General features: G+C 48.4%; 21 protein-coding genes and 1 other annotated feature. Of the genes, 15 read left to right on the forward strand and 6 right to left on the reverse strand.

The window, feature by feature from the left end; genetic code table 11:
• Positions 1–10 precede the first annotated feature (10 nt).
• Genes GGC63_RS07230 through GGC63_RS07240 form a run of 3 tightly spaced genes read right to left on the reverse strand, consistent with a single transcriptional unit; the run spans position 11 to position 3,725 of the window.
• The gene (locus GGC63_RS07230) at positions 11–1,159 is read right to left on the reverse strand and encodes a Ger(x)C family spore germination protein (RefSeq protein WP_318780997.1); all 1,149 of its coding nucleotides are present in this window, start codon (positions 1,157–1,159) and stop codon (positions 11–13) included.
• Positions 1,156–2,634 (reverse strand): spore germination protein, encoded by a 1,479-nt coding sequence (locus tag GGC63_RS07235; protein ID WP_192701713.1) that lies wholly within the window; start codon positions 2,632–2,634, stop codon positions 1,156–1,158. The genes GGC63_RS07230 and GGC63_RS07235 overlap by 4 nt, the downstream gene beginning before the upstream one ends.
• Positions 2,631–3,725 carry a GerAB/ArcD/ProY family transporter gene (locus GGC63_RS07240; protein ID WP_192701714.1) on the reverse strand — a complete coding sequence of 365 codons (1,095 nt, stop codon included), beginning with the start codon at positions 3,723–3,725 and terminating at the stop codon, positions 2,631–2,633. Before GGC63_RS07240 ends, GGC63_RS07235 begins: the two co-directional genes overlap by 4 nt.
• A 544-nt stretch (positions 3,726–4,269) precedes the next feature.
• Here GGC63_RS07240 and GGC63_RS07245 point away from each other — a divergent pair.
• A complete protein-coding gene (locus GGC63_RS07245) occupies positions 4,270–6,228 on the forward strand; it encodes a heavy metal translocating P-type ATPase (RefSeq protein ID WP_192701715.1) in 1,959 nt (652 codons plus the stop codon).
• Between the two features lie 104 nt (positions 6,229–6,332).
• On the opposite strand, the gene GGC63_RS07250 is transcribed toward GGC63_RS07245, so the two are convergent.
• On the reverse strand, positions 6,333–6,503 hold the full coding sequence (locus GGC63_RS07250) for a hypothetical protein (RefSeq protein ID WP_179135906.1): 171 nt from the start codon (positions 6,501–6,503) through the stop codon (positions 6,333–6,335).
• Positions 6,504–6,600: 97 nt separating this feature from the next.
• On the opposite strand from GGC63_RS07250, the gene GGC63_RS07255 reads away from it, so the two are divergent.
• The gene (locus GGC63_RS07255; RefSeq protein ID WP_179135907.1) at positions 6,601–6,768 is read left to right on the forward strand and encodes a hypothetical protein; all 168 of its coding nucleotides are present in this window, start codon (positions 6,601–6,603) and stop codon (positions 6,766–6,768) included.
• A gap of 196 nt (positions 6,769–6,964) precedes the next feature.
• Here the strand turns inward: GGC63_RS07255 and GGC63_RS07260 are convergent, their stop codons facing one another.
• Positions 6,965–8,680, reverse strand: a complete 1,716-nt coding sequence (locus tag GGC63_RS07260) for an ABC transporter ATP-binding protein (protein ID WP_192701716.1) — start codon at positions 8,678–8,680, stop codon at positions 6,965–6,967.
• A 17-nt stretch (positions 8,681–8,697) separates the two neighbouring features.
• Positions 8,698–10,482, reverse strand: a complete 1,785-nt coding sequence (locus GGC63_RS07265; RefSeq protein WP_192701717.1) for an ABC transporter ATP-binding protein — start codon at positions 10,480–10,482, stop codon at positions 8,698–8,700.
• A 309-nt stretch (positions 10,483–10,791) separates the two neighbouring features.
• Between GGC63_RS07265 and GGC63_RS07270 the strand changes: the two genes are divergently transcribed.
• The 13 genes from GGC63_RS07270 to GGC63_RS07325 all read left to right on the forward strand — a co-directional run bounded on the left by GGC63_RS07270 (position 10,792) and on the right by GGC63_RS07325 (position 25,059).
• A complete protein-coding gene (locus tag GGC63_RS07270) occupies positions 10,792–12,222 on the forward strand; it encodes a serine hydrolase domain-containing protein (protein WP_192701718.1) in 1,431 nt (476 codons plus the stop codon).
• A gap of 172 nt (positions 12,223–12,394) precedes the next feature.
• Positions 12,395–13,312 carry an NAD(P)-dependent oxidoreductase gene (locus tag GGC63_RS07275; protein WP_192701719.1) on the forward strand — a complete coding sequence of 306 codons (918 nt, stop codon included), beginning with the start codon at positions 12,395–12,397 and terminating at the stop codon, positions 13,310–13,312.
• Positions 13,313–13,521: 209 nt separating this feature from the next.
• A complete protein-coding gene (locus GGC63_RS07280) occupies positions 13,522–14,979 on the forward strand; it encodes an MDR family MFS transporter (RefSeq protein ID WP_264082016.1) in 1,458 nt (485 codons plus the stop codon).
• Between the two features lie 158 nt (positions 14,980–15,137).
• Complete coding sequence (locus GGC63_RS07285; RefSeq protein ID WP_079909336.1) at positions 15,138–15,431, forward strand: hypothetical protein; 294 nt, start codon at positions 15,138–15,140, stop codon at positions 15,429–15,431.
• A 35-nt stretch (positions 15,432–15,466) separates the two neighbouring features.
• The gene (locus tag GGC63_RS07290) at positions 15,467–16,165 is read left to right on the forward strand and encodes a hypothetical protein (RefSeq protein ID WP_192701720.1); all 699 of its coding nucleotides are present in this window, start codon (positions 15,467–15,469) and stop codon (positions 16,163–16,165) included.
• Positions 16,166–16,331: 166 nt separating this feature from the next.
• A complete protein-coding gene (locus GGC63_RS07295; protein ID WP_192701721.1) occupies positions 16,332–17,288 on the forward strand; it encodes an ATP-binding protein in 957 nt (318 codons plus the stop codon).
• 21 nt (positions 17,289–17,309) lie between these two features.
• Complete coding sequence (locus tag GGC63_RS07300) at positions 17,310–18,176, forward strand: tetratricopeptide repeat protein (RefSeq protein ID WP_192701722.1); 867 nt, start codon at positions 17,310–17,312, stop codon at positions 18,174–18,176.
• A gap of 94 nt (positions 18,177–18,270) precedes the next feature.
• Entirely contained in the window at positions 18,271–18,804 is a 534-nt protein-coding gene (locus tag GGC63_RS07305; protein WP_192701723.1) for a DinB family protein, read from the forward strand.
• A gap of 86 nt (positions 18,805–18,890) precedes the next feature.
• Positions 18,891–19,155 (forward strand) — a binding site (T-box leader).
• Between the two features lie 83 nt (positions 19,156–19,238).
• Positions 19,239–20,909, forward strand: coding sequence for a 2-isopropylmalate synthase (gene leuA, locus GGC63_RS07310; RefSeq protein WP_192701724.1), 1,671 nt, complete (start codon positions 19,239–19,241; stop codon positions 20,907–20,909).
• A gap of 215 nt (positions 20,910–21,124) precedes the next feature.
• Entirely contained in the window at positions 21,125–21,772 is a 648-nt protein-coding gene (locus tag GGC63_RS34390) for a hypothetical protein (protein ID WP_225948010.1), read from the forward strand.
• Positions 21,738–22,160: a hypothetical protein gene (locus GGC63_RS34395; RefSeq protein WP_225948011.1), complete on the forward strand. Its 423-nt coding sequence runs from the start codon at positions 21,738–21,740 to the stop codon at positions 22,158–22,160. Before GGC63_RS34390 ends, GGC63_RS34395 begins: the two co-directional genes overlap by 35 nt.
• A gap of 210 nt (positions 22,161–22,370) precedes the next feature.
• Positions 22,371–23,138 (forward strand): ABC transporter ATP-binding protein, encoded by a 768-nt coding sequence (locus GGC63_RS07320; protein WP_192701725.1) that lies wholly within the window; start codon positions 22,371–22,373, stop codon positions 23,136–23,138.
• Positions 23,125–25,059: an ABC transporter permease gene (locus tag GGC63_RS07325; protein ID WP_192701726.1), complete on the forward strand. Its 1,935-nt coding sequence runs from the start codon at positions 23,125–23,127 to the stop codon at positions 25,057–25,059. Before GGC63_RS07320 ends, GGC63_RS07325 begins: the two co-directional genes overlap by 14 nt.
• Positions 25,060–25,080: the final 21 nt, after the last annotated feature.

Genomic DNA, 25,080 nt, shown 5'->3' on the forward strand with positions numbered 1-25,080 from the left:
TTAACAAGTATTAGCTGACCCTGCCTTTATATTTCCCCGTGTGAAGCAGCTTCACCGTAACATCAATACGATTCAGTGATTGTTCGTCAAGAATGAATTCCTTATTTTGGTGAGCCTCCCGCCACTGTTTCGGATTGGAACGGTACAAAGCTTCATCCAGCCTAAGCACATCGAGTTTTTTTTCTATTCCTTTAGTAAAGGAGTATCGGATTTCCTTTTTTATGACTTTGGCCGCCTGCTCCTCCAATTCCTGCTCGGAAATATCCGTGATCATCTCGTCTATGTAGGATTCAATTTTGACAGAAATGTTGAACTTGGGTTTTCCGTTCTGAAATACAGACTGAATTTTCGCTTTGGGATTAAGCATTACGACAGCTGCTTTTGGATTTTTATCATCAGGGATATTGATAGGGGAGCGTTCCAGCTTTCTCTGCAGCCATCGGTAGCCGGTTAGGTCGTTTTCCGAAAGCCAACCGATCATGTCTCCCTCTCGAAAAAAATACGCCCCATTGATTTTCAATAGCGACTTTGGCTTATTGTCCTCCTGCCAGCTTTGCCTGTCAATGGACAAGGAAGGAAGGAACCCCGGGTTACCAGGTTCGTTGATATGTGCTATGAACTTATAACCGTATTGAGGAACGATAAAAGAGCGCTGTGAAAAGGTTTGGGAAGGAGTATCCATAATGGAATCCAGCGGCGAGAAATTAAGAATGGATTTTTGATACAGTATCTCTTCAAGCGGATCGTTGGTTCCATAAAGAAGAATATTGTATCGAACTTCTCTGTAACGGTTAAGCATATCATAGGCTTCTTTAATTTTATCACCGTGCTTCAGTAAATTTTCCGAAATGATAAGCGCTTTGACGTGCCCCCAGAACACACGAATTTGCGATGTGGCATAGATGGAATTGAACGATTCGGTAACGGTCGTCCCTTCGCCTTTTCCTACCCAAATCGGGATATTTTTCCCAATCTCGGTAGATTCGACTTTGGCGACGCCGGCAAAATTCAATATTTGGACGTGAGAAATATATTTGCCATCCTTATAATCGAGCCCCAGAGCCGTAACATAGGCCATCCGTTGAATATCTTTCGAATTCCAGCATCCCGGCAGCAATAGACATGCGAGAATAATGAGAAGTACTTTTCTAAGCTTCACGGTTCCTGTTCCCCCTGATGATCCGGATCCACGGTGTTGAGAACACGGGGTCTTCCTCTCAGCTTGCTCCATGGACTTCTTAAGAACGACTTCAAGATGTCCTTGGGTATTGGAGGGGAGAGCGGTGACAAATAAGGGACGCCGAAGGATGAAAGCTTGGACATGTAAAAGGTAAGCAGGATGATGCTGAGTATAAAACCGTACAGACCTAGTACGGAGCAAACAATGAATACCGACAACCTGATCGTACTGAGAGCGGTACTCAGGGTCTGATTGACCAGGGTTACGCCGGTTACCGCGGTTACAGCACCCACAACGACTACTGAAGGAGATACCAATCCGGCTCGGATAGAAGCATCACCTATTACAAGGGCTCCGACTACGGTCAAGGTTTGCCCGATGGAGGTAGGCAACCGAACTCCTGCTTCCCTGAATATCTCGAGGAGAATGAGCAAGATAAGCATCTCAATCTGCGCGGTAAAAGGGAGCCCCAGACGGGATACCGAGATGGTAGCCATCAGCCGGAACGGAATCTGGTCCTGATGAAATGCGGCAATAGAGACCCAAAAGCCCGGCAGAAAGGCCGAGAGCCAAAAGCTCAAGAGCCGGATTAATCTTGCAAACGAAACATATTGAAAGTTGAAATGAATATCTTCAGGCGATTTTAAGATCAATGAGAATGTAGCGGGAGCAACAAGAACAAACGGATTCCCGTCAACAAGAAGAATAAAACGGCCCGCCAACAGAGACGCAACCGCATAATCGGGACGTCCGCTGAAGTCGAGCAAAGGGAACAGTGAATATTTCACGTCGCCAAGGAGCTCTTCAAGCTGCCCGATGCTGTAGATCCCGTCCACATCGGTTTTTTTCAGGCGTTTGCGGATTTCGCTAAGCACTTGAGGAGAGAGTATATCATCGATATACATAATCCCGACCTTCGTTCGTGTTCTTCGGCCCAAAATCATGGTTTCACAGCACAGGCTGTTGCTTCGGATTCTTTTGCGAATCAGAGCAATATTCATTGAGATTTCTTCGGTAAATCCATCTTTGGGCCCTTTGATAGAGATTTCTACCGACGACTCTTCAGGTTTTCGGCCAGGTACGTTGCAAATATTCAGCTTGAATAAGGAATTCGTCTGGGGGAAGAAAAGGATAAGGTCGCCCTGAAATACGGACTCCACGATAAACTCCCCGGAAGCTTTTTGCGAGAAAGGAATAAAAGGCAGCGTACCGTAATAATTGGTTTCGGTAAAATTTGCAAAGCCTTTGGACGAATAGATTTCTTTTAATTCCGGAAGGATGTCGGTGCCAAGCTGCTTGGAGTCGCAGAGACTTTCAGCATAAATTAGCCAGACTACCGAATCATCCGCTTCGGAAAAATGGTGCTCCAGCAATTGAACGTCAGAGGAACGAACGAACAATTCCTTTAAAGCGTGGATATTCCACGAAGGGGTCCGGGATCGGTTCTCGTTCATGTGGCTTCCTCCTTTCTGGTTCTTTTGATCAGGGAAACAGCTCCCCATACCAGTGAAGTAAAGAATGATACGACTAAGAAGGCAGGAAAATAGTGATGGTACATCCACAAGTAATATTCGTTTTGGTTGATAGGAATAAAGGAAGTGGCGACATAACTCAGTGCAACGATCAGAATGAGAAGATGCTTCATCTTGGCATTTTTGGTCGGAAGGATATCGGCAAGCAAAAATAGAGCAAGACTTATCCGGATGCAAGCCCCTGAGAGCCATTGAAATACGGATAAAAAATCGACATGCTCCACATAATCGCCCAGCCGTACAAGACGCCATTGTTCATAGGGCGAAATCATCTGTTTGGCCGCTTCATCCGGCCCGAATTCCACGATGCCGCCAATCAAAGGACCTATCGTTATGTATACCATGATGATTGCAAACAAAAGGAGCTTCCAGAGCTTGATCTTCTGCTTTACATGGTGCTGCAGCAGTAGAATGATGATCATTTCAACATAACCTCCGCCTGCGTATACCATCCCCTGAACTACAGGCTCCATTCCTTTCTCCAGAAAAGGCATCAGCAAATGGTAGTCCTTCTCCGGCGCGTTGGCTACAGCGACGAATATTCCTAATATGACTACAAATGGCAGAAGAATGCCCGAGCAAATGGCGATCGTTCGAATCCCCATAATCGCCGAATAAAAGCATACGAGAGTTAAGGCGCTTGTTAGGATGATCTTGGGCGTTGCCGGCAAATAATTCGTCACCGTCCAGATCGAGGTATGGACAACAGTTGTATTTCCAATCAGATAGAGCTGAACCACAATAGGCGAGATGAGGACCCAGGACAGGAAGGTGTTCGTCTGAGAAGCCAGCCAAGGCCGAAGCTTCTGGTGTCCTGATCTACGGATAATAAAAAGCAGGATCAAACACCAGAGGAAAAAGAGTCCGCCGGCAAGTACCGCGGAAAACCAGGAATCTCTTCCTGCGGCATCCAGGATCATGGGATTGACGATGACATGATTCGTGAGGCCATTCATGAGCATCAAGATCATGAAGGCTTGCAAAAGACTGATCTTCGTATTCGACATATCCATATCCTATATCTCATTTCGTTGGTAACGTTAGTAGAGCGGTGAACTAAACTGGAATATGTTCCTTATAATGTCCAATGGTGGGAAGGGGTATGCGTTGGCAGGATGTACGAAAAACGAAGCATGGCATGGGCATCAGCCCATTTAGTTTGTTGAAAAACCCTGGCTTGCGTGAATTATGCTACATATGGAGGTGGGGTATGCCTCGGAGGAGTTTACGTCCACCTTTGAAACCTGTGAAATTACCGCTAATATAATCCCATTTCACGGGTTTAAATAGTGGCTGGAGGGGAATACTCCACCGGAGTATATTGGCATTAGCTCAAGTCCGATAGGTTTTTTAACAGACCCCATGGGCATTAGCCCATTTACAATTGCTTTGTTACAGATTATAATAATTCTAAATAAAACATTTTTACCAGCCAATTGCATAGAAAGAATCCGAGGTTTCCCTCGGTCCACATGCTGCTCCCCCACAAGGAGCAGCATGTGCCATTTTAAGGACAGTAATAATGGAATTCATTCTCAATGAGAAGGAGTGACTCAAATGATTACAGCTTATTCATCCGCCAACAACGAAGCCAATGAACAGGAGTTATCCCAACAGAAAGCACAGCGCCTGGCTAACGAGGAAAGCTGGTTAAGCCGATACGGCGAAGCTCTCGCCGCACTGACCAGCGGGATCCTCATTGCAGCCGCTTGGGGGATAGATAGTATGTCCCATACTGCAGCCATAGTATTATATTCTCTGGCCTTTGTGGTGGGGGGGTATGTCAAGGCCAAGGAAGGCTTGCATACGCTGTTTGCAGAACGGGATCTGGATGTCAATTTATTAATGCTGGTTGCTGCAGTCGGAGCGGCAGCTATTGGTTACTGGGCGGAAGGAGCCGTACTTATTTTTATTTTCTCCCTCAGCGGTGTGCTGGAAAGCTATACGATGGACCGAAGCCGCCGCGATATATCCGCCCTAATGGATTTGAAGCCGGAGATGGCTGTGTTGTATCGTGATGGGAAAGAACATGTGGTAGCGATTGAGGATTTGAAGGTTGGCGATCTTGTGGTCGTCAAACCGGGAGAGCGCATTCCGGCAGACGGCATGGTGACGGAAGGAACCTCTTCTGTTAATCAAGCTTCTATTACGGGAGAATCGATTCCGGTAGACAAAGGGGCGGGGGATGAAGTATTCGCTGGCACGCTGAACGGCCAAGGCGCATTATTTATAGAAGTTAGACAACCGAGCGAATCGACGTTGTTCTCGAAGATTATCCGACTTGTCCAAGAGGCACAAAGCGAGAAACCGGCCTCCCAACGCTTTATTGAAAAGTTCGAACGGATCTACGCCAGAGCCATCATTGGTCTATCCGTGCTGCTGATCGTTGTTCCGCCGCTTGTATTCCACGGGACGTGGAGTCAGTCCTTATACAAAGCTATGGTATTTCTTGTGGTGGCGTCGCCTTGCGCTTTAGTCGCTTCGATCATGCCGGCCATGCTCTCCGCTATTTCGAACAGTGCCCGTAAAGGGGTGTTATTCAAAGGCGGCGCCCATCTCGAGAATCTGGCACGCACTCGAGTTATTGCATTTGACAAGACAGGTACACTGACGATGGGACGTCCGGTTGTTACAGATGTTATTCCGCTTCCAGGGTATAACGAAACCCAGGTGCTTCATATTGCTGCATGTCTCGAAAGCTTGTCGGAGCATCCGCTAGCGAAGGCAATTGTATTAAAAGCGCAGGAGATGGAGCTGCAGATCCGGCGGCCGTCGGAATTCACGACCTATACGGGGTGGGGGGTTCAGGCTCAATGGGAGGGGGAGCAGTGGAAAATCGGCAAGCCCGCCTTTTTGGATGCAAGCATGTTGACCGATATGATCTCGGAGACCATAGATCGATTGGAGCGGGAAGGCAAGACCGTGACCGTCATGCATAATTCACAAGGCGCCGCAGGGATCATTGCACTGCAGGATACGCTACGTCCGAATGTGAAGCAGTCCATTGCCGCCTTGAAAAAACATGGCGTTCAAGTCGTTATGCTGACAGGTGACCAGCAGCAAACGGCTCAGTCTATCGCTTCTCAAGCGGGTATCGATAAAGTATATGCCGAGCTCCTGCCCGAGCATAAAGTGAGCTTGGTGAAGGAATTAAGGCAAGCTTACGGGAATGTTGCGATGGTTGGGGATGGCGTCAACGATGCACCGGCCCTGGCAACGGCGACGGTCGGTATTGCGATGGGTACGACAGGCAGCGATGCGGCCTTGGAGACGGCCAATATGGTATTGTTAAGTGATGATATCGATAAAATTGCCAACGCGATCACTCTTGGCAAGCGAACTTTATCCATTGTTAAGCAAAATATCGTATTTGCTCTGTCCGTCATTTGTGTATTGATAGCCGCCAATTTCCTGCAAGGTATTGCCCTTCCGCTAGGTGTCGTCGGCCACGAGGGAAGCACGATCCTTGTGATATTGAACGGACTTCGGTTATTAAGATCCTCTTCTCCGCAATGAAGTAGGGAGAAGTTTAATGGCGTCCTTATCCTTGTATAGGGCGCCTTCTTTACCGGGCTCTCATAGCAGCCGACGCTGTATCCTGTCTGGAATGCAATCTTCCGTTAGCGTTCAGCGCTCTCGTTGAAGGAGAGGGATGCTGTGGCTGAGAGCAGCGCCTGACGCTTTCTTCGGGTCGACTCCCGAATGAGACGGTCATTTTCCATGGAGACGAAGATACAGAATGCGCCTATCCCAATGAGAATGAGAGTAGTTACCGGAAGCAGAAGACTCATCGTCACGACTCCTTAGCCAAAAGTTAATGATAATCATTATCATGATTATAACCTATTTATCCAAATGATCAAGATCATTTTTAGGGAGGCTGCATAAATGAATACCGTACATGATGTGTTAGAGGAGATTGAATCCCGGATTAAAGAGCTCCAAATGATCGAGGATGAATGCAGGAGGAAAAGAAATATTAACGGCAGAATGAACGCCAGGACGAAGAGGGAGGAGCTGGAGCGCTTGAAAAATGTCATTCTTGGCATTCATTAGCGCAGGTGAGAAGAAGGATTTGGTTTGTTGACACTTGAGCAGGGAGCTTTTATGCCTGTTCTTTTTTGTCGTTGAGCGGCGTTCCGGTATGGGGAGGGAGACTCGCCTTCCCATTCACTCAGCTTATGTCGACGTTAGAGCCTAATATAATAGGAGGAGGCATGCATATACAAAGTATATGACGCCTCCCGCTTCATTAGGACGCTTCCGCCATGGAGGCGACGAGCTGCTTATAAATCACTCCATTCGCTATCAATTCCTCATGCGTGCCTTTCTCCGCCAGCTTTCCTTGATCCATGACGAAAATGATGTCCGCGTTGCGAATGGTCGATAGCCTGTGTGCGATTATAATCGTGGTGCGGCCTTTGCGAAGGTGATCGAGTTCTTCCTGCATCACTCGTTCTGTTTCCATATCCAGCGCTGATGTTGCCTCGTCCAGGATCAGAATGTCCGGGTCGCTGATGATGGCTCTCGCAATGGCAAGCCGCTGTCTCTGACCTCCGGAAAGGGTGTAGCCGCGCTCTCCGATGACGGTCTCGTAACCTTCCTCCAGAGATTCGATAAAGTCATGAATTTGCGCAATACGGGCAGCCTCGTACAGCTCATCATCGGTTAAATCCCGGCCGAGCAGCAGATTATTGCGAATCGTGTCCGGGAGCAGGAAAGGCTCCTGAAACACGACGGAGATTCTGCTCATCCATTGCTCCAACCGAATCTCGGACAGAGGGGTTCCATTGATCCGTATGGTACCTTGGGTAGGCTCATAGAACCGGAGAAGGAGCTGCGCTATGGTGGATTTGCCCCCGCCACTCGTTCCGACGATCGCTATCTTGCCTCCCGTTTCCATAACCATATTCAAATGGTTCAATACTTGCTGTCCCTCATCTGAATAAGCAAAGGAGACTTGTTCAAATCGAATGCTGCGCACGGCTCCCGTCAAGTTCTTCGTTCCTTCCGAAGCCTGTTCTTGCTCGAAAAGTCCGCGAACCCGGTCTACGAAAGCGAGCCGGCTGGACATATTCATGAAGAAGTTGAATACATTCTGGAAGTTTTGGAACAATTGATTGGAATATTGGTATACGATGACGAAAGTGCCGAGGGTCGTATGACCCTGGATGACTTCATAGCCGCCAATTACAAGTACGCCAAGTCTCCCGAGCCACTGTACGGTATTGCTAAGAAGGAGCTGCGAGTTGGTCGATTTCCCATTTTGCATAACCTTGTCGTAAAAAATCTGGAACGTATTGCGGAACAGCTTTTCCTCCCACTCCAGCCGGTTGTAAGCAATGATCTCTCGGGTAGAGGAAATACCTTCCTCGATCTTAACCAGCAGATCGCCGCGGCGTTCCTGCATTTCTTTGGTCTGATTTCGCATAATGGGGCCGTAATAGCGGCCAAGAGCGATATAAAGGGCGCTAAAAAAGACGACAAGAAGCAGGATGAGGGGGCTCGCCCAAGCTATGACGCCGATCAGAAATACAGTTCCCGCTACCTGCTGAATCCCTTTGGCCAAGTCACGTGAGATAAAATCAGAAACCTGCTGGATATCGCTTGTAAAATATTGAACCCATTTGGCTGTCCGCTGGTTCTGCATTTCAGCTACGGGCTTGCGTTGAATGATCGCCATCAGACTGGTTCCCATCATGCGATGAATATTTAATTGATTAACCCTCGTCAAGTAATTCCCGATCCAATTCAAGCTGTATGCCGCCAGGCTCGTAGCCGTTAAATAGTAAAGCACCCATTGCAGCTTGTCATAGTGCTTATTCACCAAGATGTCGTCTATGAAAAATTTCTGTGATCCCTGTGACATCAGCTGTATACACTGCTGCAGGGCAAGGACAGCGATGCTGATCAGCACCATCCTGCGGCTTCGGTAAATATATCCCCATATCCATTTGATAGTTGTCATTCGCAAGCCTCCTTTCTCTACGGATTTCCGGCCGCCGTACGGGATTCAAGCTCGTAGAGCCAGCCCTTGCTGCCGACCAGCTCGTCATAGGTGCCTGATTCCGCGGCCACTCCGTCCTTGATCACGATAATCCGGTCATAATGACGAACGGTTGATAGACGATGGGCAACAGCTACAGTTGTGCGTCCCCGCATTAAAGTATCCAGCGCTTTCAGCACTTCAATTTCACTCACATTGTCCAGCGCTGAGGTCGCTTCGTCCAATAAGATAATCCTCGGATTTTTAATGAACATCCTCGCTATGGAGATCCTCTGTCTTTGGCCTCCGGACAGCTTAACGCCTCTTTCACCGACCGGCGTATCGTAGCCATCCTTCAGCTGCATGATGAAGTCATGGGCATTGGCTGCCTGAGCGGCTTCCACAACCTGTTCGTCAGTAGCTTCCGGGGAGCCGAAGCGGATATTGTCGCGTATTGTAGACCCGAACAAATAAGTTTCCTGAAATACATATCCGATGGAATCCCGCAGCTGAGATAACGAAAGCTGGTGCAGCGGTACGCCATCCAGGTAGATCTCGCCGCCGGTGGGATCATAGAACCTTCCTATCAGCTTGAGCAGGGTGGATTTGCCGTTACCTGTCGGTCCGACAAAGGCGATCCGCTCGCCGGCCTGAACATGGAGGTAGAAGCCTTTGAGTATTTCCCTGCTGCCATAGCCAAAATGGACATCCCGGAACTTGAGCTCTCCACGAACGGAAGGAAGGATGACGGGCTCCTTCGGGTCTTCTACATCGGGGTGAAGCGCCATGAAATCTTTAATTTTCTCGCCTTGATGAAGAACAAGGCTTTGATCCACCAGGATCTGAACGATCTGCGCCGAGTTCTGATTCATCATCTGGTAATACATGACGAAGGCGACAAATTCACCGACCGTCAGCATTCCGTTTCGGTTCAGATAAGTTCCGCAAATAAACATAACGAGCATGCCGGCAAACGAGGAAAGCTGCCGGGATAAGGCGCGGGCGCCTCGAAAAATAAACTGCTTTTTTTGACTGGTATTAAAATGCTCATGCTTCTCGTCGTAACGCTCCAAGTCCCAAGCTTCGCGCTGGTAAGCGCGCATCTCGGTCAGCCCGGAAATACTCTCGTATATTTTCCGGTTCCAGTCGGTACGCCGCTCCCTGGCGATTTTGCCCCAATAAGCCGTTTTCTTTTGCAAAAAAGGTCCGATCAAATAATACAGAAAAAAACACGGCATCGTGACAAGCATTAGAATTGCGTTGGTATGAATGACAAAGCCGAAGGCTACCAGCATCATAAGCCCGCTGTTAACCAGATTGGGGAAGTGCCGCTGATAAATTCCTTGAACGGATTGTACGTCCGTATTGAGCAAGGACAGGGTTTCTCCCACGCCATGCTTTTCGTAATAGGAAAAGCCGAGCCGACGCAGCTGCTTCATACAAGCATACTGCAAATCCCTCGATGCTTTCTCGCGCACAAGCCTGGAGAGCAGGTTGTTAGCCGCCATGGCGCCGAACATGCAGATGAGCACGCCTACCAGAACCAGCACGATGTACCGGAATCTCTCCAAGTCCCTGGCCATAATAATATTATCGATAATATACTGCAGTACACGGAATATCCCCATCTGAGACAGGGAGATAATCAAGCCGCAAATAATGAATAAGGTCATCTGCCAAGCATAAGGCTTCATATAGGATAGCAGCCACATATAAACACCGAAATAATACCTGCCGTTTTTCTTCTCTTCAGCCTTACCCCGCTGATCCTCCAATGCTTCCAATCCCATTCCCTCTTTCTGTAAACGTTATCCATTCTTATTATCGTTGGCTTTGTCTGTACTGTCTATCTTATAATTTATCAGGAATTACCTGTGACAGGCCGTATGAGACCGTTTTCATACATCATCCCTATTGTATAGTAATTTAATGGGATATTTCACCATAATGGGGGTGAACAGGCGGAATAGAGAAGAGGAATGAACAATTACACGAAATTTTTCACGTTTTCCAGCGGATTGGACTAAAGATTCTTCACTTTTTCCGTAGTATAATGAAAAACCGGAACCGGGACAATGAAAGGGGAAGATGGTATGAAGAACAGAACGGAGCTGGCAAGGGTTCAACCGGAGTCGGTTGGCATTCGCTCCAAGGCGATTATCGACTTTATAGATAGCATTCAGGAGAAACAAATTCATCTTCACAGCTTTGCTGTGCTGCGATATGGGAAGGTAGCGGCGGAAGGGTATTATAAGCCTTACAGCGCGAGGCAGCTTCATCAAGCTTTTTCGGTAAGCAAAAGCGTAACGTCGGCCTCCATTGGCATCGCCATAGGAGAAGGGCTCCTCACTTTGGAGGATGCTGTTGCCGATTATTTTCCCGAGAAGCTGGCAGGTGAGGTTCATCCTTACATAAGAATGATGCGGATCAAGCATCTGTTGGCCATGCAGACCGCTCATGCCAAATCAACCAATACCCAGGTGCAGGATTGGGTGGAATCCTTTCTAAACACCAAGCCGAGCCATCCTCCAGGGACCAGCTTTGCATATGACACGACGGGGACGCATACCTTGTGTGCCATCCTGCAAAAAGTGACCGGAATGACGGTCCACGATTATTTGAGAACAAGACTCTTTGACCCTATCGGCATAGGGGAGATTGAATGGGAGAGCTGCCCTCTGGGAATCAACAAAGGGGGAAGCGGCATCAAATGCACAACGGAAGATTTGGCCAGATTCGGCCAGCTTTATTTGCAGCAAGGAATTTGGGAGGATAAGCGGATACTCCCTGAAGGCTGGGTAGAGCTTAGCACCGCCAAACATGCTGATACGAATAACGCCAAAATGCTTCTGGACGGGCCATTGGGGTATGGTTACCAGTTTTGGCGGACCCGTTACAATTCCTATAGTGCGTTCGGTGCCGGAGGCCAGCTTGTCGTAGTGATTCCCGAGAAGGAGGCTGTCTTCGTATCGACGGCGAATACGATGAAATACCGTGACGGTCAGCAGCAAGTACTCGATAGCTTATGGGAAACGCTGTATCCTGCGATACAAGATGAGGCGCTTCCGGAAAACGGCAGTACTTATACGTCACTAATCACAAAATTGGACAAGTTAACTCTGACGATGCCAAGGGGCAAGATAAGCTCTCCAATGATGGAGGCGTTATCGGGCAAACAAATCGAGCTTGACAGCAACGCGTTTGATTTCGAGGCATGCGAATTTCATTTTGCAGAGGAAAGCGGCTGTCTGAGCTTTTATGGCAAGGGGCAGCGTCTCGATCTGGATTTTGGCTTAATGGATTGGCGAAGCGGAAAGGACCCGTTCCTGGGACTGGAAGGCTTTAGCGCAGGAGCTTGGACCGACGAGAAGACCCTAGTCATTCAGACGACCCTATTTGAATTGACACAGGAATTTACTCTTACCTGCGGATGGGAGCAGGGGCTTTTGAGCATACAAGTGGTGCCTGCGGGCTTTTATTATAAAGATCAGGTCGAGTATTTGAATGAACGGTTCTCCATATAAAGGGGTTTGGGCTGCATGAAGCAAAGCGGCCCTCTCCTTCAGAAACGCTGTTTGCGATTGCAAGGGCGTTTTTTTGGGTCCCGAGTGAAGGAGAAGCGGGTAAAACCTGGTAGTTAAATCGTGTTATAATGAAGAGGCAGACGACAAGTTACAATAGGAGGCAGTGCATATTATGACTATGAAAGTTGCATTTATCGGGCTTGGCACGATGGGGAAGCCAATGAGCATGAATCTACATAAAGCGGGATTCCCGCTGATCGTTTATAATAGGAACCGGGAGCGGGCGTCGTCGTTTGAGGGGCTGGATGCGGTGACCATCGCAGCTTCTCCGGCGGAGGCAGCGGCGCAGGCCGATATCGTTATCACCATGCTTACCGACGACTCGGCGGTAGAGCAAGTCTACCTGGGCGAGGACGGAATTCTGTCCGTGTGCCAATCCAATTCCGGCACCAAGCCGCGGATCGTTATGGATTGCAGCACGATTTATCCGGTGACCAGCCAAATGCTGGCTGAGAAGCTATCCGCAGCTGGCGTCGACATGCTGGATGCTCCCGTTACCGGCAGTGAACCGCAAGCTATCGACGGCGTACTGACATTTATCGTCGGCGGCAAGCGCGAAGCCTATGAGGCTTGCTTACCGCTGTTCGACGCCATGGGCAAAAAAGCCGTCTACATGGGAGCAAGCGGGGCAGGGGCGAATGCCAAGCTGGCCAACAATATGCTCGTTGCAGCGAATTTGACGGCATTGGCGGAAAGCTTGATGCTGGTTCAAAAATCCGGCGGCGACCCGGAGCTGTTCCTCGAGGTCTTGGCTGGCGGAGGAGGACGAAGCGGAATGGCCGAGATGAAGGGGCCGAAAATATTGGGAAGAGACTTTTCCGCCCAATTCATGACGCAGCTGATGTTTAAGGATTTGAAGCTGGCCGGTCGTCTCGCCGAGTCGCTTCAGGTGCCGGTACCGATGCAAGCCTCTGTTCAGCAAATCTTCCAAATTGCTTGCAACAGCGGCTGGGGAGCGGAGGATATGAGCGCGATTGCCAAATGCTACGAGGCATGGACCCATTCAACGATTGGCAGCCGGGAATCATAATAAATGGAGAAATAAAGGACCGCAGGGCCATTGGCTTTGCGGTCCTGTTTGAATTACAGGCTTTATAATTTTCGTGGTTCTCTGCATAAAATGAAAATTAATTTCCGTTTACATTCAGTTTAAAATAGCAATGTAAGATAAAGGCAATTCTTGAATTGAGGTGATTTGCCATTTTACAATCAAACAACAAAACCTTGGTACTGGTCGGTTTGATGCTGGGACTAATCTTTGCGGAATTGGATGAAACCATCGTATCGACCGCCATGCCGACGATTATTCGTGAGCTGCACGGGTTATCATTGTATGGATGGGTGGCGGGAATCTATATGCTTGCCGTTACCATGTTCATGCCCATAATAGGCAAGCTGGCCGATATTTACGGACGCAAAAGGGTCTATCTGATCTGCATGGGGCTATTTATCACTGGGTCCATTGTAAGCGGTATGGCGGCTTCCATGACTTGGCTCCTGATAGGACGAGGGATCCAGGGAATCGGCGCCGGAGGGCTCATGCCTTTGGCCCTGGTCATTCTCGGAGAGACTTATCCGTTGGAGCAGCGAGCCAAGATTCAAAGTCTCATCGGCCCTCTGATGATTCTTCCGCAGCTTCTGGGACCTACCGTGGGAGGTTATCTGGTTGGAAACATGAGCTGGCATTGGGTGTTTCTGATTAACATTCCCGTCGGATTGTTAGCTGCGGCGGTGCTGACGATTGGAATGAAGGAATCAAGAGGAGAGGAGAAGCGTTCCGTAGATTGGTTCGGAGCGACGACGCTTGTGCTCGGACTATTCTCGCTTCTGCTTGCCCCGGTATTGATTGATAATCAGGGGTACACCTGGTCTTCGCCGGTCATCATCGGTTTATTGTCGCTGTCCTTGCTCTTGTTCGGATTGTTTGTCCTGATCGAATCAAGAGTTCAAGAGCCTATGATTCCGCTGAGTTTGTTTACCAATAGAAATGTGGTCGTCCTGTCAATACTCGTGTTTATCCTGATGATGGGAATCATGGGCGGCATAGCGTCCTTCCCGTTCTTCGCCCAGAATGTCATGGGTCTTTCGCCGACGGCTTCCGGTTATTTAACTCTGGCCTTCATGGCGGGGGCCATTCCGTCCAGCATTGTGAACGGGTTTCTGATTACACGGGTCGCTTATCGTCAGCTATTTATCGTATCGTTCCTGCTTCCGGTTATCGGCTTCTTTCTGCTGATGCAGATTCAGGTCAGTACGACCGTATGGTTCATCATCGTCAGCTTCTTTATTCTTGGTGTGGGTCTAGGAGCGCTTTTCGGCGGAGATAACCTTATTGTTCAGGAATCGGTAGATTCCAGAGATAGCGGAATTGCACTATCGACAGTTCAGCTGTTTCAATCATTGGGCGCGACGATTGGATTGAGCGTTTTTGGCAGTATGTTGTCCCGAAATATTAAGAACGGCGTTGCCGGACTTAGCGATCAGCTTCCCCCGGGTACTGCCGAGCATATCGAAACGGGGGGTATTCCGGCGGGAATCTCACCGGCACTGGTGACACAAGTGAAGGAAGCTTTTGCTCATGCATTTCAGCACATGTTCTCCATCTCCTTCGGCTTCGTCATAGCTGCATTTTTTGTCTGCTGGTTTTTGAAAAAAGAGGTTTTATCCAAAAAAGAAAAGGAGACCGCGGGCGCATAATGCGCAGCGGTTTTTCTTACGGAAGGACGTCGATAAGCGGTTTTCTCTTTTGTGTCATGCAGCACCTAATTGCCCATGTCCAAGTACCTAATTCGCGAAAATACATTGCTACTCCTCTCGCGATGCTTTATAATAGCAATACAATTGGAGGGGAACGTATGAGCGTATATCAAACAGAAAAAGAGAAGCATTTACAAATGACTTATAAAAATAATGTGGTCATAGCGATGGATGGGAACAAAATGATTGTCGTACATAGTAAACGTTCCGTGAAGCCGCTGCTGCCGTTTGAAATATCCAAAGAAGTGCTTGAACAATGGAAGCAGAGGGATAACCGGATTGCTGTGACCGATACGCCTTTTAAGGATCTGTATTCCACTGCTTTTCATCGCCCGGACAGTGCGCTGGTGTATGTTTCGGACTTTAATGCTATAGAATTTAGTGAATGCTAAGAACAGGGCTCTTATCATCATAAGGGGGCAGTCATATGAAACAAGCTGCTGCCGGTATTGCGCTGTTCACATTGGCAGGCATCGCGACAGCCCCCGGGTTTATGGACCCTTTCCGCGAGGAGTTGTCCTCTGAGCTGCGTAATCGAGGTTATCGCGTCGTATCGAAGTCCGTCTACCCATTCGGAGATTGGTCGCAGCGTTTGGTGCGTCAATTGGCGGCGATATTTCGCGATTTGACGGATATTCAGGAGCGATTGTGGTCCTCGATCGGAGCGGGAGCTGTCCGGGAGGCCGTATGGGAAGCGGCACAATCTGGCTGTACCGTGTTGTTAGTCGGGCATAGCGGCGGTGGCGTGAGTGCCGTTCAGCTCGCACGTCAGCTGACGAAGGCAGGCTACGGTTCACCGCTTGTCGTTCAGATCGGCTCTCCCAAATGCCCTGTTTCCTCCGAGCTGAAGGACCGTGTGCTTTATCTGTCCGCCATGGGAAGCGGAGGGAAGAAAGATCCGGTCTCCCGATTGGGACGCTGGGGCGGCTGGGTGCGCCAGTTTGGACGCGTCAAGCTTTGGAAATCGGTTGCTTATTCGCCAGGCGAGATTGTTGAGATCCCTCTAGTCGGGAACCACCCGGATTATTTTCGTACGCAAGCCCCTTATGTGAATGAGACTGGCGATACGAACATGACCATGACGCTTCGTCCGATCTTATCCTGGCTGGACCGCAAGCTACCCTGACGAAAAGTACTTCTTGCTGAGTACTTCATCGTAATGAATTGCTGATTATAGGAGGATGCCATAAGCGCATGCTCCTATTTTGCTATTGAGAAATCTGCAGATAGACCTAGTCGACAACAGGTAGAAATATGGTAAAATTATCATCATTGATAATAGGAGGGAAACTATGTCAGACCATGATGAAGTGAATGAAAGGCGCCGCAATAAATTAAAACTCATTCAATTTAATAACGATAGCCACTCTTTGGTAGAGTCTGAGAAGCCGAAAGAAACATTTGAAGACGTCGGCGGATTGGATGAAGTAAAGAAGAAAATCCGCATGAGCTTCATTCTGCCTTTGAAGCAGCCGGAGGTATTCGCCGCGTACGGGAAGGAAGCGGGAGGAAGCTTGCTGCTGTACGGCCCTCCGGGATGCGGCAAGACGTTCCTCGCCCGGGCGGTGGCGGGTGAAATCGATGCCAATTTCATGCATATCGAGCTTCAGGCCATTCTTTCGATGTATGTCGGTCAGAGCGAGCATAACCTGCATGATATATTCCAGAAGGCGCGGGAAAACAAGCCTTGCGTCATCTTTATTGACGAGCTGGATGCCATGGGCGGCAGCCGCCATCAAATGAGGCAGCATCATGATCGTATGCTGGTGAATCAGCTGCTATTGGAGCTGGACGGGTTACAAGCCAATAACGACAACGTATTCGTGATCGGAGCAACCAACACTCCATGGTATCTGGATTCAGCCCTGCGCCGCCCGGGCCGATTCAATCACCTTGTCTTCGTACCTCCTCCGGAGGAAGCGGAACGGCAGACGATACTTCAGCTAAAATTATCCGGAAAACCGGCCGAATCCCTGAATTTAGCCAAAATTGCCGCTGAAACGAAGCTGTTTTCCGGTGCGGATTTGGAGCAAATCGTCAAGGATGCGGTTGATTCCGCTATGGAACGGACCTTCGAGACCGGGGAGATTCAGCCTATCACACAGGAGGATCTAAGAAGGTCAGTAAAATCTAGAAAAGCAACAACGCTGGAATGGTTCGCAACCGCCAAAAATTACGCGACCTTTAGCGATGTCAACCAGGATTATCAAGTCATTCTGGACTACATCAAAAAAACGGGCATCAAGTAGGGACGAGGGGAGGCACTAGCTTTGGAACCATCGATTCAAGCCGCCTTTGCTTCGGCTCATCAATTAATAGCCTGGAAGAGATATAAGGAAGCATTGAATGAAGTAGGAAAAGTGCTTCAGCAGGATGCGGATAATCCGGACGCGTACGCTTTGAATGCCCAAATCTACCTTCTGATGGACGATCATAAGAAGGCGCTTCATTGGGCGAATCAGGCGATTCAACGGGATCCGGAGCACGAGCTGGCCTGGTACGTGCGTGTCGGCGTCTTTTATGAAACGGAGAAAGAAGCGGAATTTCACGAAGCGCTTCAGGAAGCCTTGCGCATTGATCCGTATGAAGCGCATTATTATTTTTTGCATGCAAATCGGCTGAATAAAAAGGGCAAATACCAGGAAGCAAAGGAGCAATTGCTGTCCGCCTTGGAGCTTCAACCGGAATCTCCGCTTTATTTGGCCACGCTGAGCTATGTAGAAGCCCTGCTCGGCAACGATGAAATGTCAAGGCAATTGGACCGGCAGGCCATTCAATATGATACGGAAAATGCCTATGTCCTTCTATATCTGGGTTGGGCGGCATCCAAACGCGGGGATTATGACCTGCAGGAGGCGTATATGCGCAATGCGGTACGGATGAATCCTGAATCGAAGCAATTTCAAGATGAGTATCTGGAGGCTCTACAGCACCGCTATTTGCTTTATCGTATTTTCCTCTGGCCCGGCAAACTTTTTCGCAGGATGAAGAGTTGGCAAATTTGGCTGTGCTGGGCCTTGGCCTGGCTGTTATTTAAACCGCTTTTACTCGTATTTATCATTCTTTATATAGTCACGCATTGGCTTACCAAAGGGATCGTTCATGTGCGAGTGTTCGGATGGAAGAGACGAAGCTGAGCTCCTGTCATATGCCTTCATACAACTGACATACTGTTGTCAGTAATCATCTTGTACAATGGCATTAACTAGTGAAAAGGAGCTGTCTAATCATATGAGCGCAAATGAGATTGTAAATAGCATGGAAACGTTAACCGGTCACTATCTGGAGGAATTAGAGCGCTATCCCTTGGAGCAGCTGAAGCAGCAACCAGGTGAAGAGGAATGGTCTCTCGGACAAATGTACGTACATTTGATCAACTCCGCTCTCTACATGCAGCTTCGAAATGCTGATACATGTTTGACAAGCAAGGAACCGGTTCACACGGTCGAGGGGAAAACGGACGCCGGCAAGGCGGTATTCGATCTGGGCGGATTTCCCCCTATTCAGATTAAGGCTCCGGCATCCCCGCAGTATACGCCTTCCCAGCCGGAAAGTAAGGAACAAATCGTGGATGGGATGCGCGCTGTGATCCGTCGAATGAAGGAATTGGAGCCGCTGCTTGCAGATGCTAATCTAAGTCACACTGCGCAGCATCCAAGACTTGGCGCATTAAATGCTCGTGAATGGTTCGCGCTTGTCGAGATGCACTACCGCCATCATCTGCTTCAAAAAGACCGGTTGAAAGCCTATCTGGCGCGTGTCTAAATATCCTGTTTATCCAATAGAACGGGGATACGTCAGATTACACTTGACACAAATAGTATAGGTGATATAACATTATTCCTAACATTACAAATACGTTGAAAAGGAATAGTACGATTTTCTTAGCGAACAGAGAGCTGTTGGATGGTGTGAAACAGCCGTGGGGAATATCGGAACTCGCCTTGGAGTTGCTCGCTGAACCAGTTCAGTAGGTGGAGCCGGAGCCTGACCGTTATCATCAGGAGGATACAAGGGTTATCCGTGCTTGTGAACCCGTATCCGTAGAGGGCATGCCGACTATGGCATGAATTCGGAGTGGTACCGCGTAAGATGTCAAAGTCTTTCGTCTCTGTTTAGTGGAGACGAAAGGCTTTTTTTGCATTCCGTCCGATTATTTGACAAATCAGCGCAGAAATGGATGAAGGGAAGGATAAACCATGAAACATGTTGAAAAGTACGCTAGAGGATATTTTATGCCGCCGGTAACCAGCTTGAATTGGACCAGGAAGGAATATATTACGGAGGCGCCGACCTGGTGCAGCGTCGACCTTCGCGACGGGAATCAGGCATTGATCGTTCCGATGAATTTGGAGGAGAAGCTGGAATACTTCAAGTTGCTTGTAGATATCGGATTCAAGGAGATCGAAGTCGGATTTCCCGCAGCGTCGGAAACGGAATTTACCTTTTTGCGCACCTTGATCGAACAGGAATTGATTCCTGACGATGTAACCATCCAGGTGCTTACCCAGTCCAGAGAGCATATTATCCGCAAAACCTTTGAAGCGCTGAAGGGCGCGAAAAAAGCCGTAGTCCATTTGTACAACTCGACATCCGTGGCACAGCGGGAGCAGGTATTCCGCAAATCCAAGGAAGAAATTATCGATATCGCTTTGACCGGCGCCAAGCTGTTGAAGCAGTGTGCGGAGGAAACCGAGGGGAACTTCCAGTTCCAGTACTCGCCGGAAAGCTTTACAGGTACAGAAATTGATTTTGCGCTGGACATTTGCAATAGCGTACTCGATGTATGGCAGCCAACAGCGAAGAACCCGGTTATTATTAATCTTCCTGCAACGGTATCCATGTCGATGCCTCACGTTTATGCCAGCCAGATCGAGTATATGAGCGAGCACCTGAATTTCCGGGAACATGTCATTTTGTCGCTCCATCCGCATAATGACAGGGGAACTGGTGTAGCGGATGCGGAGCTCGGGATGCTGGCCGGCGCTCAGCGCGTCGAGGGCACTTTGTTCGGAAACGGGGAAAGAACGGGGAACGTAGACATTGTTACACTGGCCCTGAACATGTATTCCCACGGGGTGGACCCGAAGCTGAATTTTGAGAACATCCCTGCGATTATTTCCGTCTATGAACGATTGACCAAAATGAGAGTACCCGAAAGACACCCATACGGCGGAGAGCTTGTATTCACTGCTTTCTCCGGCTCGCATCAGGATGCGATTGCTAAAGGGATGAAATGGCGTGAGGAAGAGGAGCCGAAGCATTGGTCGGTCCCTTATCTGCTGATCGATCCCAAGGATATCGGCAGGGAGTATGAAGGCGATATTATCCGCATTAACAGCCAGTCCGGTAAGGGCGGGATCGGATACATTCTGCAGCAAAAGTACGGACTCGACCTCCCGGCGAAAATGCGCGAAAACTTCGGCTACTGCGTTAAGAACGTATCGGATCATCAGCAAAAGGAACTGATGCCTGATGAAATTTACAATATTTTCTTGAAGGAATATGTAAATATCCAATCGCCTGTCGAGTTTGTCAAATACCGTTTTACGGACAATGAGGATTTCCAAACCATCGTCACTATACGGACCGGTAATGAAGTTAAGGAAATTACAGGGACTGGAAACGGAAGACTCGATGCAATCAGCAATGCCTTGCAAACGGATCTTGGAATGAATTATACCGATGTGATCTATAAAGAGCACGCACTGGAAACAGGCTCTAAATCACAAGCTGTATCTTATATTGGAATTACGGCTCCAGACGGTAATGTGCATTGGGGCTGCGGCATTGACGTTGACATTATGACCTCATCTGTAAAAGCTCTGTTTAGTGCTGTGAATCAAATGAGCCGTCATACCAAGGCTTGATTGGATTTAACACAGGGTAGTTAAACCCGGTACCATTCTATAATGAAACAAGGAGCAGCTTAAGTCATATCGCTGCTCCTTGTTTTTGCTTCAACCTATAACTAATTATAAGGGAATCTTGGAGTATACAAAAATGACAGCTGGAAAAGCAGGCTATTTTATCCGTCAAATTTATGGTAAGCTCTTGCCTGAACATAGGATTGGAGGGATCATTCATGAATATAGGGACGGCTCGAGCGGCTTCAATGGAGTGGGTCATTCAGTATACTAGTCAAGAAGCATGGTTCATGGGGGCGTACTTCAGCGGCTCGACGGTTGGTCAGTCGAATGACGCGATGATGCCAATAGGCTCTGATATTGATATTGTCGTTGTTACCTCCGAGGAAAATCCACCTCTGAAACCGGGGAAGTTCATCTACCTCGGTGCGCTAATCGAAATAACCTTCTTGTCATGGAACCAGATCTCCTCTACGGAGGAGGTTCTGGCATCATATCACCTAGCCGGAAGCTTACGCATGGATACCATCATTGCAGATCCTACCGGACAGCTGCGCGAAGTGCAGCAGAAGGTGGAGCGCCATTTTGCAGAGAGGGGATGGGTGAGGAGACGCTGCGAAAACGCTAGGCAGAAAATAGAGCATGGGTTACGGAGCATCGATCGGACCGCACCATGGCATGACCAGATTATGGCATGGTTGTTCATGACCGGAGTCACCACACACATCCTTCTCGTCGCGGCTCTTCGCAACCCTACTGTTCGGCTTCGCTACCTGGCTGCGTATAACGTGCTTCAGGAGTTCGGGCGAACCGACATCTATTCGGGAATTGTTGAGGTTACTGGGCTGCGAGCATTGGACCCCTGAGCTTACCAGGCATCATCTGAATGCGCTTGCCCGTACCTTTGACATCACCGCGGAGCACGCCAAGACCCGATTCTTCTTTAGTAGCGACATCACCGCCGCTTCACGACCGATTGCGATTGACGGCAGCGACAACCTTATCCGCGACGGATATCACCGCGAGGCGGTGTTCTGGATCGGTGCGACCTTCACCCGCTGCCACAAAATACTCTCTGCAGATGCCCCGAAACAACAAATTGAGTTATATCCGGCGTATGAGGAATTCGTCGTTGACCTCGGGATCACCTCGTCCGGCGATCTTGCTCGTCGTGTCGAGGACGTGCTGCGCTTTCTACCGCGACTTTGGAGAGAGACTGAATCGATTATGCTGGACAATGAAGAGATTTTGTAGCAAGCCTGTACTCCAGATCATGATGGAGTCGGGCTTTTTTATCTGAAAACTTTGTTGACTCCATAGAAGAACAGGGGATTTGTTAAGGTTGATGAAAGGTTAAGGTCATAAGCTTGTAAGGTTCAGCGCTTATACTATCCTTCTGTAATGATTCCATGTCGGAACAATGGTTTCACTTGAATAAAACGACATCATGACGGAGGTAGAAGCATGAACACGATATTGCAGGCAAAGCATGTGAGAAAAGTATTCGGTACCAAAGGGAATGTATATACCGCCTTGGAGGATATTAATCTGGAGATCCAAGAAGGGGAATTTGTGGGGATTATGGGCCCGTCCGGAGCGGGAAAATCAACGTTATTGAATATCTTTTCTACTATAGATACGCCTTCAGCGGGCGAGATTACGATCGCAGATCAGGATATCGTTCATATGAACGAAGAGCAATTATCCGATTTCCGCAGAAATAAGCTTGGTTTTATATTTCAGGATTACCATTTGCTCGACACGCTGACGGTGAAAGAAAATATATTGCTCCCGCTGGCTTTATCGAAAGTCCCTGCGGACGAAATTGAAGCAAGAGTCCAGCGTATCGCAAATACCTTTGGAATTCGGGGAATATTGGACAAATACCCATACCATATTTCGGGAGGACAGAAGCAGCGAACGGCTGCGTCGCGTGCGATCATCACGAATCCAAGCCTGATTCTGGCGGATGAGCCGACCGGAGCGTTGGATTCCAAATCGGCAACCAGCTTGCTGGAAAGCTTGGGCAAGCTTAATGACAGCAACCGTTCAACCATTCTGATGGTCACGCATGATGCCTATGCCGCAAGCTTCTGCAAGAGAGTGGTTTTCATCAAAGACGGGCAGCTGTACAAGGAGCTCTATAGAGAGAACCTGGAGCGCAAAGATTTTTTTCAAGAGATCCTGGCGGTCCTCGCCTCTCTAGGAGGTGGACATCATGACGCTGTTTAGCATTGCCCGGAAAAATATAAAAAACAATTTTACCAACTATTTCGTATACTTTGCATCCATGATTTTCAGCATCCTGATTTACTTCGTCTTTGTTTCCTTAAAGTATGATCAGACGATTCTGGCTTCAACCGGCTCTTCTGTCAAAATCAGCTCTGCCTTCAGCAGTGCAGCTGTAGTATTAATGGTTTTTGTGGCGGTCTTCATCTGGTATTCCAATGGTTTTTTTATGCGCAAGCGTAAAAAAGAGGTTGGGCTGTTGTCGCTGCTCGGAGTCCGTAAGAAGCAGATAGGGCGGATGCTGTTTTATGAAAATTTCATCATGGGACTTCTGGCGCTGTTGATCGGGATGGCTCTGGGTTCGCTGCTGTCCAAATTTTTCGTTGTTCTTCTTATGAAAGTGATGGGGTACGATGCGATGAATCATTTCACGATTTCATCAGCGGCCATCTTGAATACGGTGATCGTGTTCTTCGTTATCACATTGCTGACCTCCATTCAAGGATACCGGCTGATTTATCGCTTTCAAATAATCGAGTTGTTTCGCGCAGATCAAGAAGGGGAACAGGAGCCCAAGATCTCCTATGCTATCGCAATTTTATCTGTGCTTCTGATCGGCTTCGGCTATTGGCTCGCACTTCAGAATTTACTGAAATCCCAGGTGTGGGCGGCACTAGGGTTGATGGTAACCCCGCTGGTTATTCTGGTGACCGTGATTCTAGGCACCTATCTATTATTTAACTCTTTAACCGTGGCGCTCCTGAAGCTGTCCCAAAGAAATAAAAAGAAGTACTGGAGCGGGATTCGTATGATAGGAATCTCACAGCTTCTGTATCGTATCAAGGGCAATGCAAGAACCTTAACGATGATTGCCGTGCTCAGTGCCACGACGTTGTCGGCTGTTGGAACGGCGTACGGCTTTTATTACAACAACAGAAGCACGGTAGAGCAAGCAAATCCCAATAGCATGATGTTTATTGCGGCAAATAAAGAGGTGGCCGGCAAGGTACAGTCTATTATCGACAAGAGCGGAGAGCATCATGTCTTGTACCACTTAACTGTTCCCGCCATTCAGGCGGATATGATAAAGGCGGATCAGAAGGATATGAATCCGGATAGCGGCTGGTCCTACACATTGATATCTAACCGTATGTTTAATCAATTGGCGAGTCTGCAGCAAAGAACGGATTCCCTCAAGCTGCAAGCGAATGAAGCGGTTCTGCTGGATCCGGTGTACATGGAGGGGGTATCGCCTCAATACGTCGGCTCTTCCTTCCTGCTGACAAAAGGGAAAACGAAGGAAACTGTAACGTTCAAGGAAATAAAGCAATACAGCGTACTGAATCTTAGCACTGCTTACTCAACGATTGTTATCAGCGATGAGATGTTCTCCCGTTTGGAGCAGCAGCTCACGCCAGATCAGCTGGAAGCGTACAAGATTACTCATGAGGATCATGCCAAACAGCTGACCAAGGAGATTGAGTCGGTACTGCCGGACGACGCTCATTTTTCCAGCTTCTATCGGAACTATGCCTCCGGAATGGAAGGAACGGGTTTGCTAATTTTTATGAGCGGATTCCTGGGACTTGTTTTCCTGGCTGCAACCGGAAGTGTGATTTACTTCAAGCAATTGACCGAAGCGAATGCAGATAAAGGGCGGTACCTGATTTTGCACAAGATCGGTGTAAATAAGAAAGAAATGAAGAGCACCATTGCCAAGCAGGTCTTATTTGTATTTGCCCTTCCTTTAGCAGCTGGGGTTGCCCACTCTACGGTAGCTTTAACCGCCTTGTCCAAGCTATTGCTGACCAATCTGACTATTCCGGTCCTGATCTGCATAGGAGTATATACCTTCATATATATCGCTTACTACTTTTTAACGGTAAATGCGTATTACAAGATTGCTGTAAAAGCGAATCAATAGGATTCCTATTAAGGGGGAAAC

The sequence above is a fragment of the Paenibacillus sp. OAS669 genome, assembly GCF_014873645.1.
In the GTDB taxonomy this organism is placed as follows: domain Bacteria; phylum Bacillota; class Bacilli; order Paenibacillales; family NBRC-103111; genus Paenibacillus_S; species Paenibacillus_S vulneris.

Coding starts and splice junctions, on each gene's coding strand:
- GGC63_RS07235 (WP_192701713.1), bottom strand. CDS start 2,634: ATGAACGAGAACCGATCCCGGACCCCTTCGTGGAATATCCACGCTTTA.
- GGC63_RS07240 (WP_192701714.1), bottom strand. CDS start 3,725: ATGGATATGTCGAATACGAAGATCAGTCTTTTGCAAGCCTTCATGATC.
- GGC63_RS07245 (WP_192701715.1), top strand. CDS start 4,270: ATGATTACAGCTTATTCATCCGCCAACAACGAAGCCAATGAACAGGAG.
- GGC63_RS07250 (WP_179135906.1), bottom strand. CDS start 6,503: ATGAGTCTTCTGCTTCCGGTAACTACTCTCATTCTCATTGGGATAGGC.
- GGC63_RS07255 (WP_179135907.1), top strand. CDS start 6,601: ATGAATACCGTACATGATGTGTTAGAGGAGATTGAATCCCGGATTAAA.
- GGC63_RS07260 (WP_192701716.1), bottom strand. CDS start 8,680: ATGACAACTATCAAATGGATATGGGGATATATTTACCGAAGCCGCAGG.
- GGC63_RS07270 (WP_192701718.1), top strand. CDS start 10,792: ATGAAGAACAGAACGGAGCTGGCAAGGGTTCAACCGGAGTCGGTTGGC.
- GGC63_RS07275 (WP_192701719.1), top strand. CDS start 12,395: ATGACTATGAAAGTTGCATTTATCGGGCTTGGCACGATGGGGAAGCCA.
- GGC63_RS07285 (WP_079909336.1), top strand. CDS start 15,138: ATGAGCGTATATCAAACAGAAAAAGAGAAGCATTTACAAATGACTTAT.
- GGC63_RS07290 (WP_192701720.1), top strand. CDS start 15,467: ATGAAACAAGCTGCTGCCGGTATTGCGCTGTTCACATTGGCAGGCATC.
- GGC63_RS07295 (WP_192701721.1), top strand. CDS start 16,332: ATGTCAGACCATGATGAAGTGAATGAAAGGCGCCGCAATAAATTAAAA.
- GGC63_RS07305 (WP_192701723.1), top strand. CDS start 18,271: ATGAGCGCAAATGAGATTGTAAATAGCATGGAAACGTTAACCGGTCAC.
- leuA (WP_192701724.1), top strand. CDS start 19,239: ATGAAACATGTTGAAAAGTACGCTAGAGGATATTTTATGCCGCCGGTA.
- GGC63_RS34390 (WP_225948010.1), top strand. CDS start 21,125: ATGAATATAGGGACGGCTCGAGCGGCTTCAATGGAGTGGGTCATTCAG.
- GGC63_RS07320 (WP_192701725.1), top strand. CDS start 22,371: ATGAACACGATATTGCAGGCAAAGCATGTGAGAAAAGTATTCGGTACC.
- GGC63_RS07325 (WP_192701726.1), top strand. CDS start 23,125: ATGACGCTGTTTAGCATTGCCCGGAAAAATATAAAAAACAATTTTACC.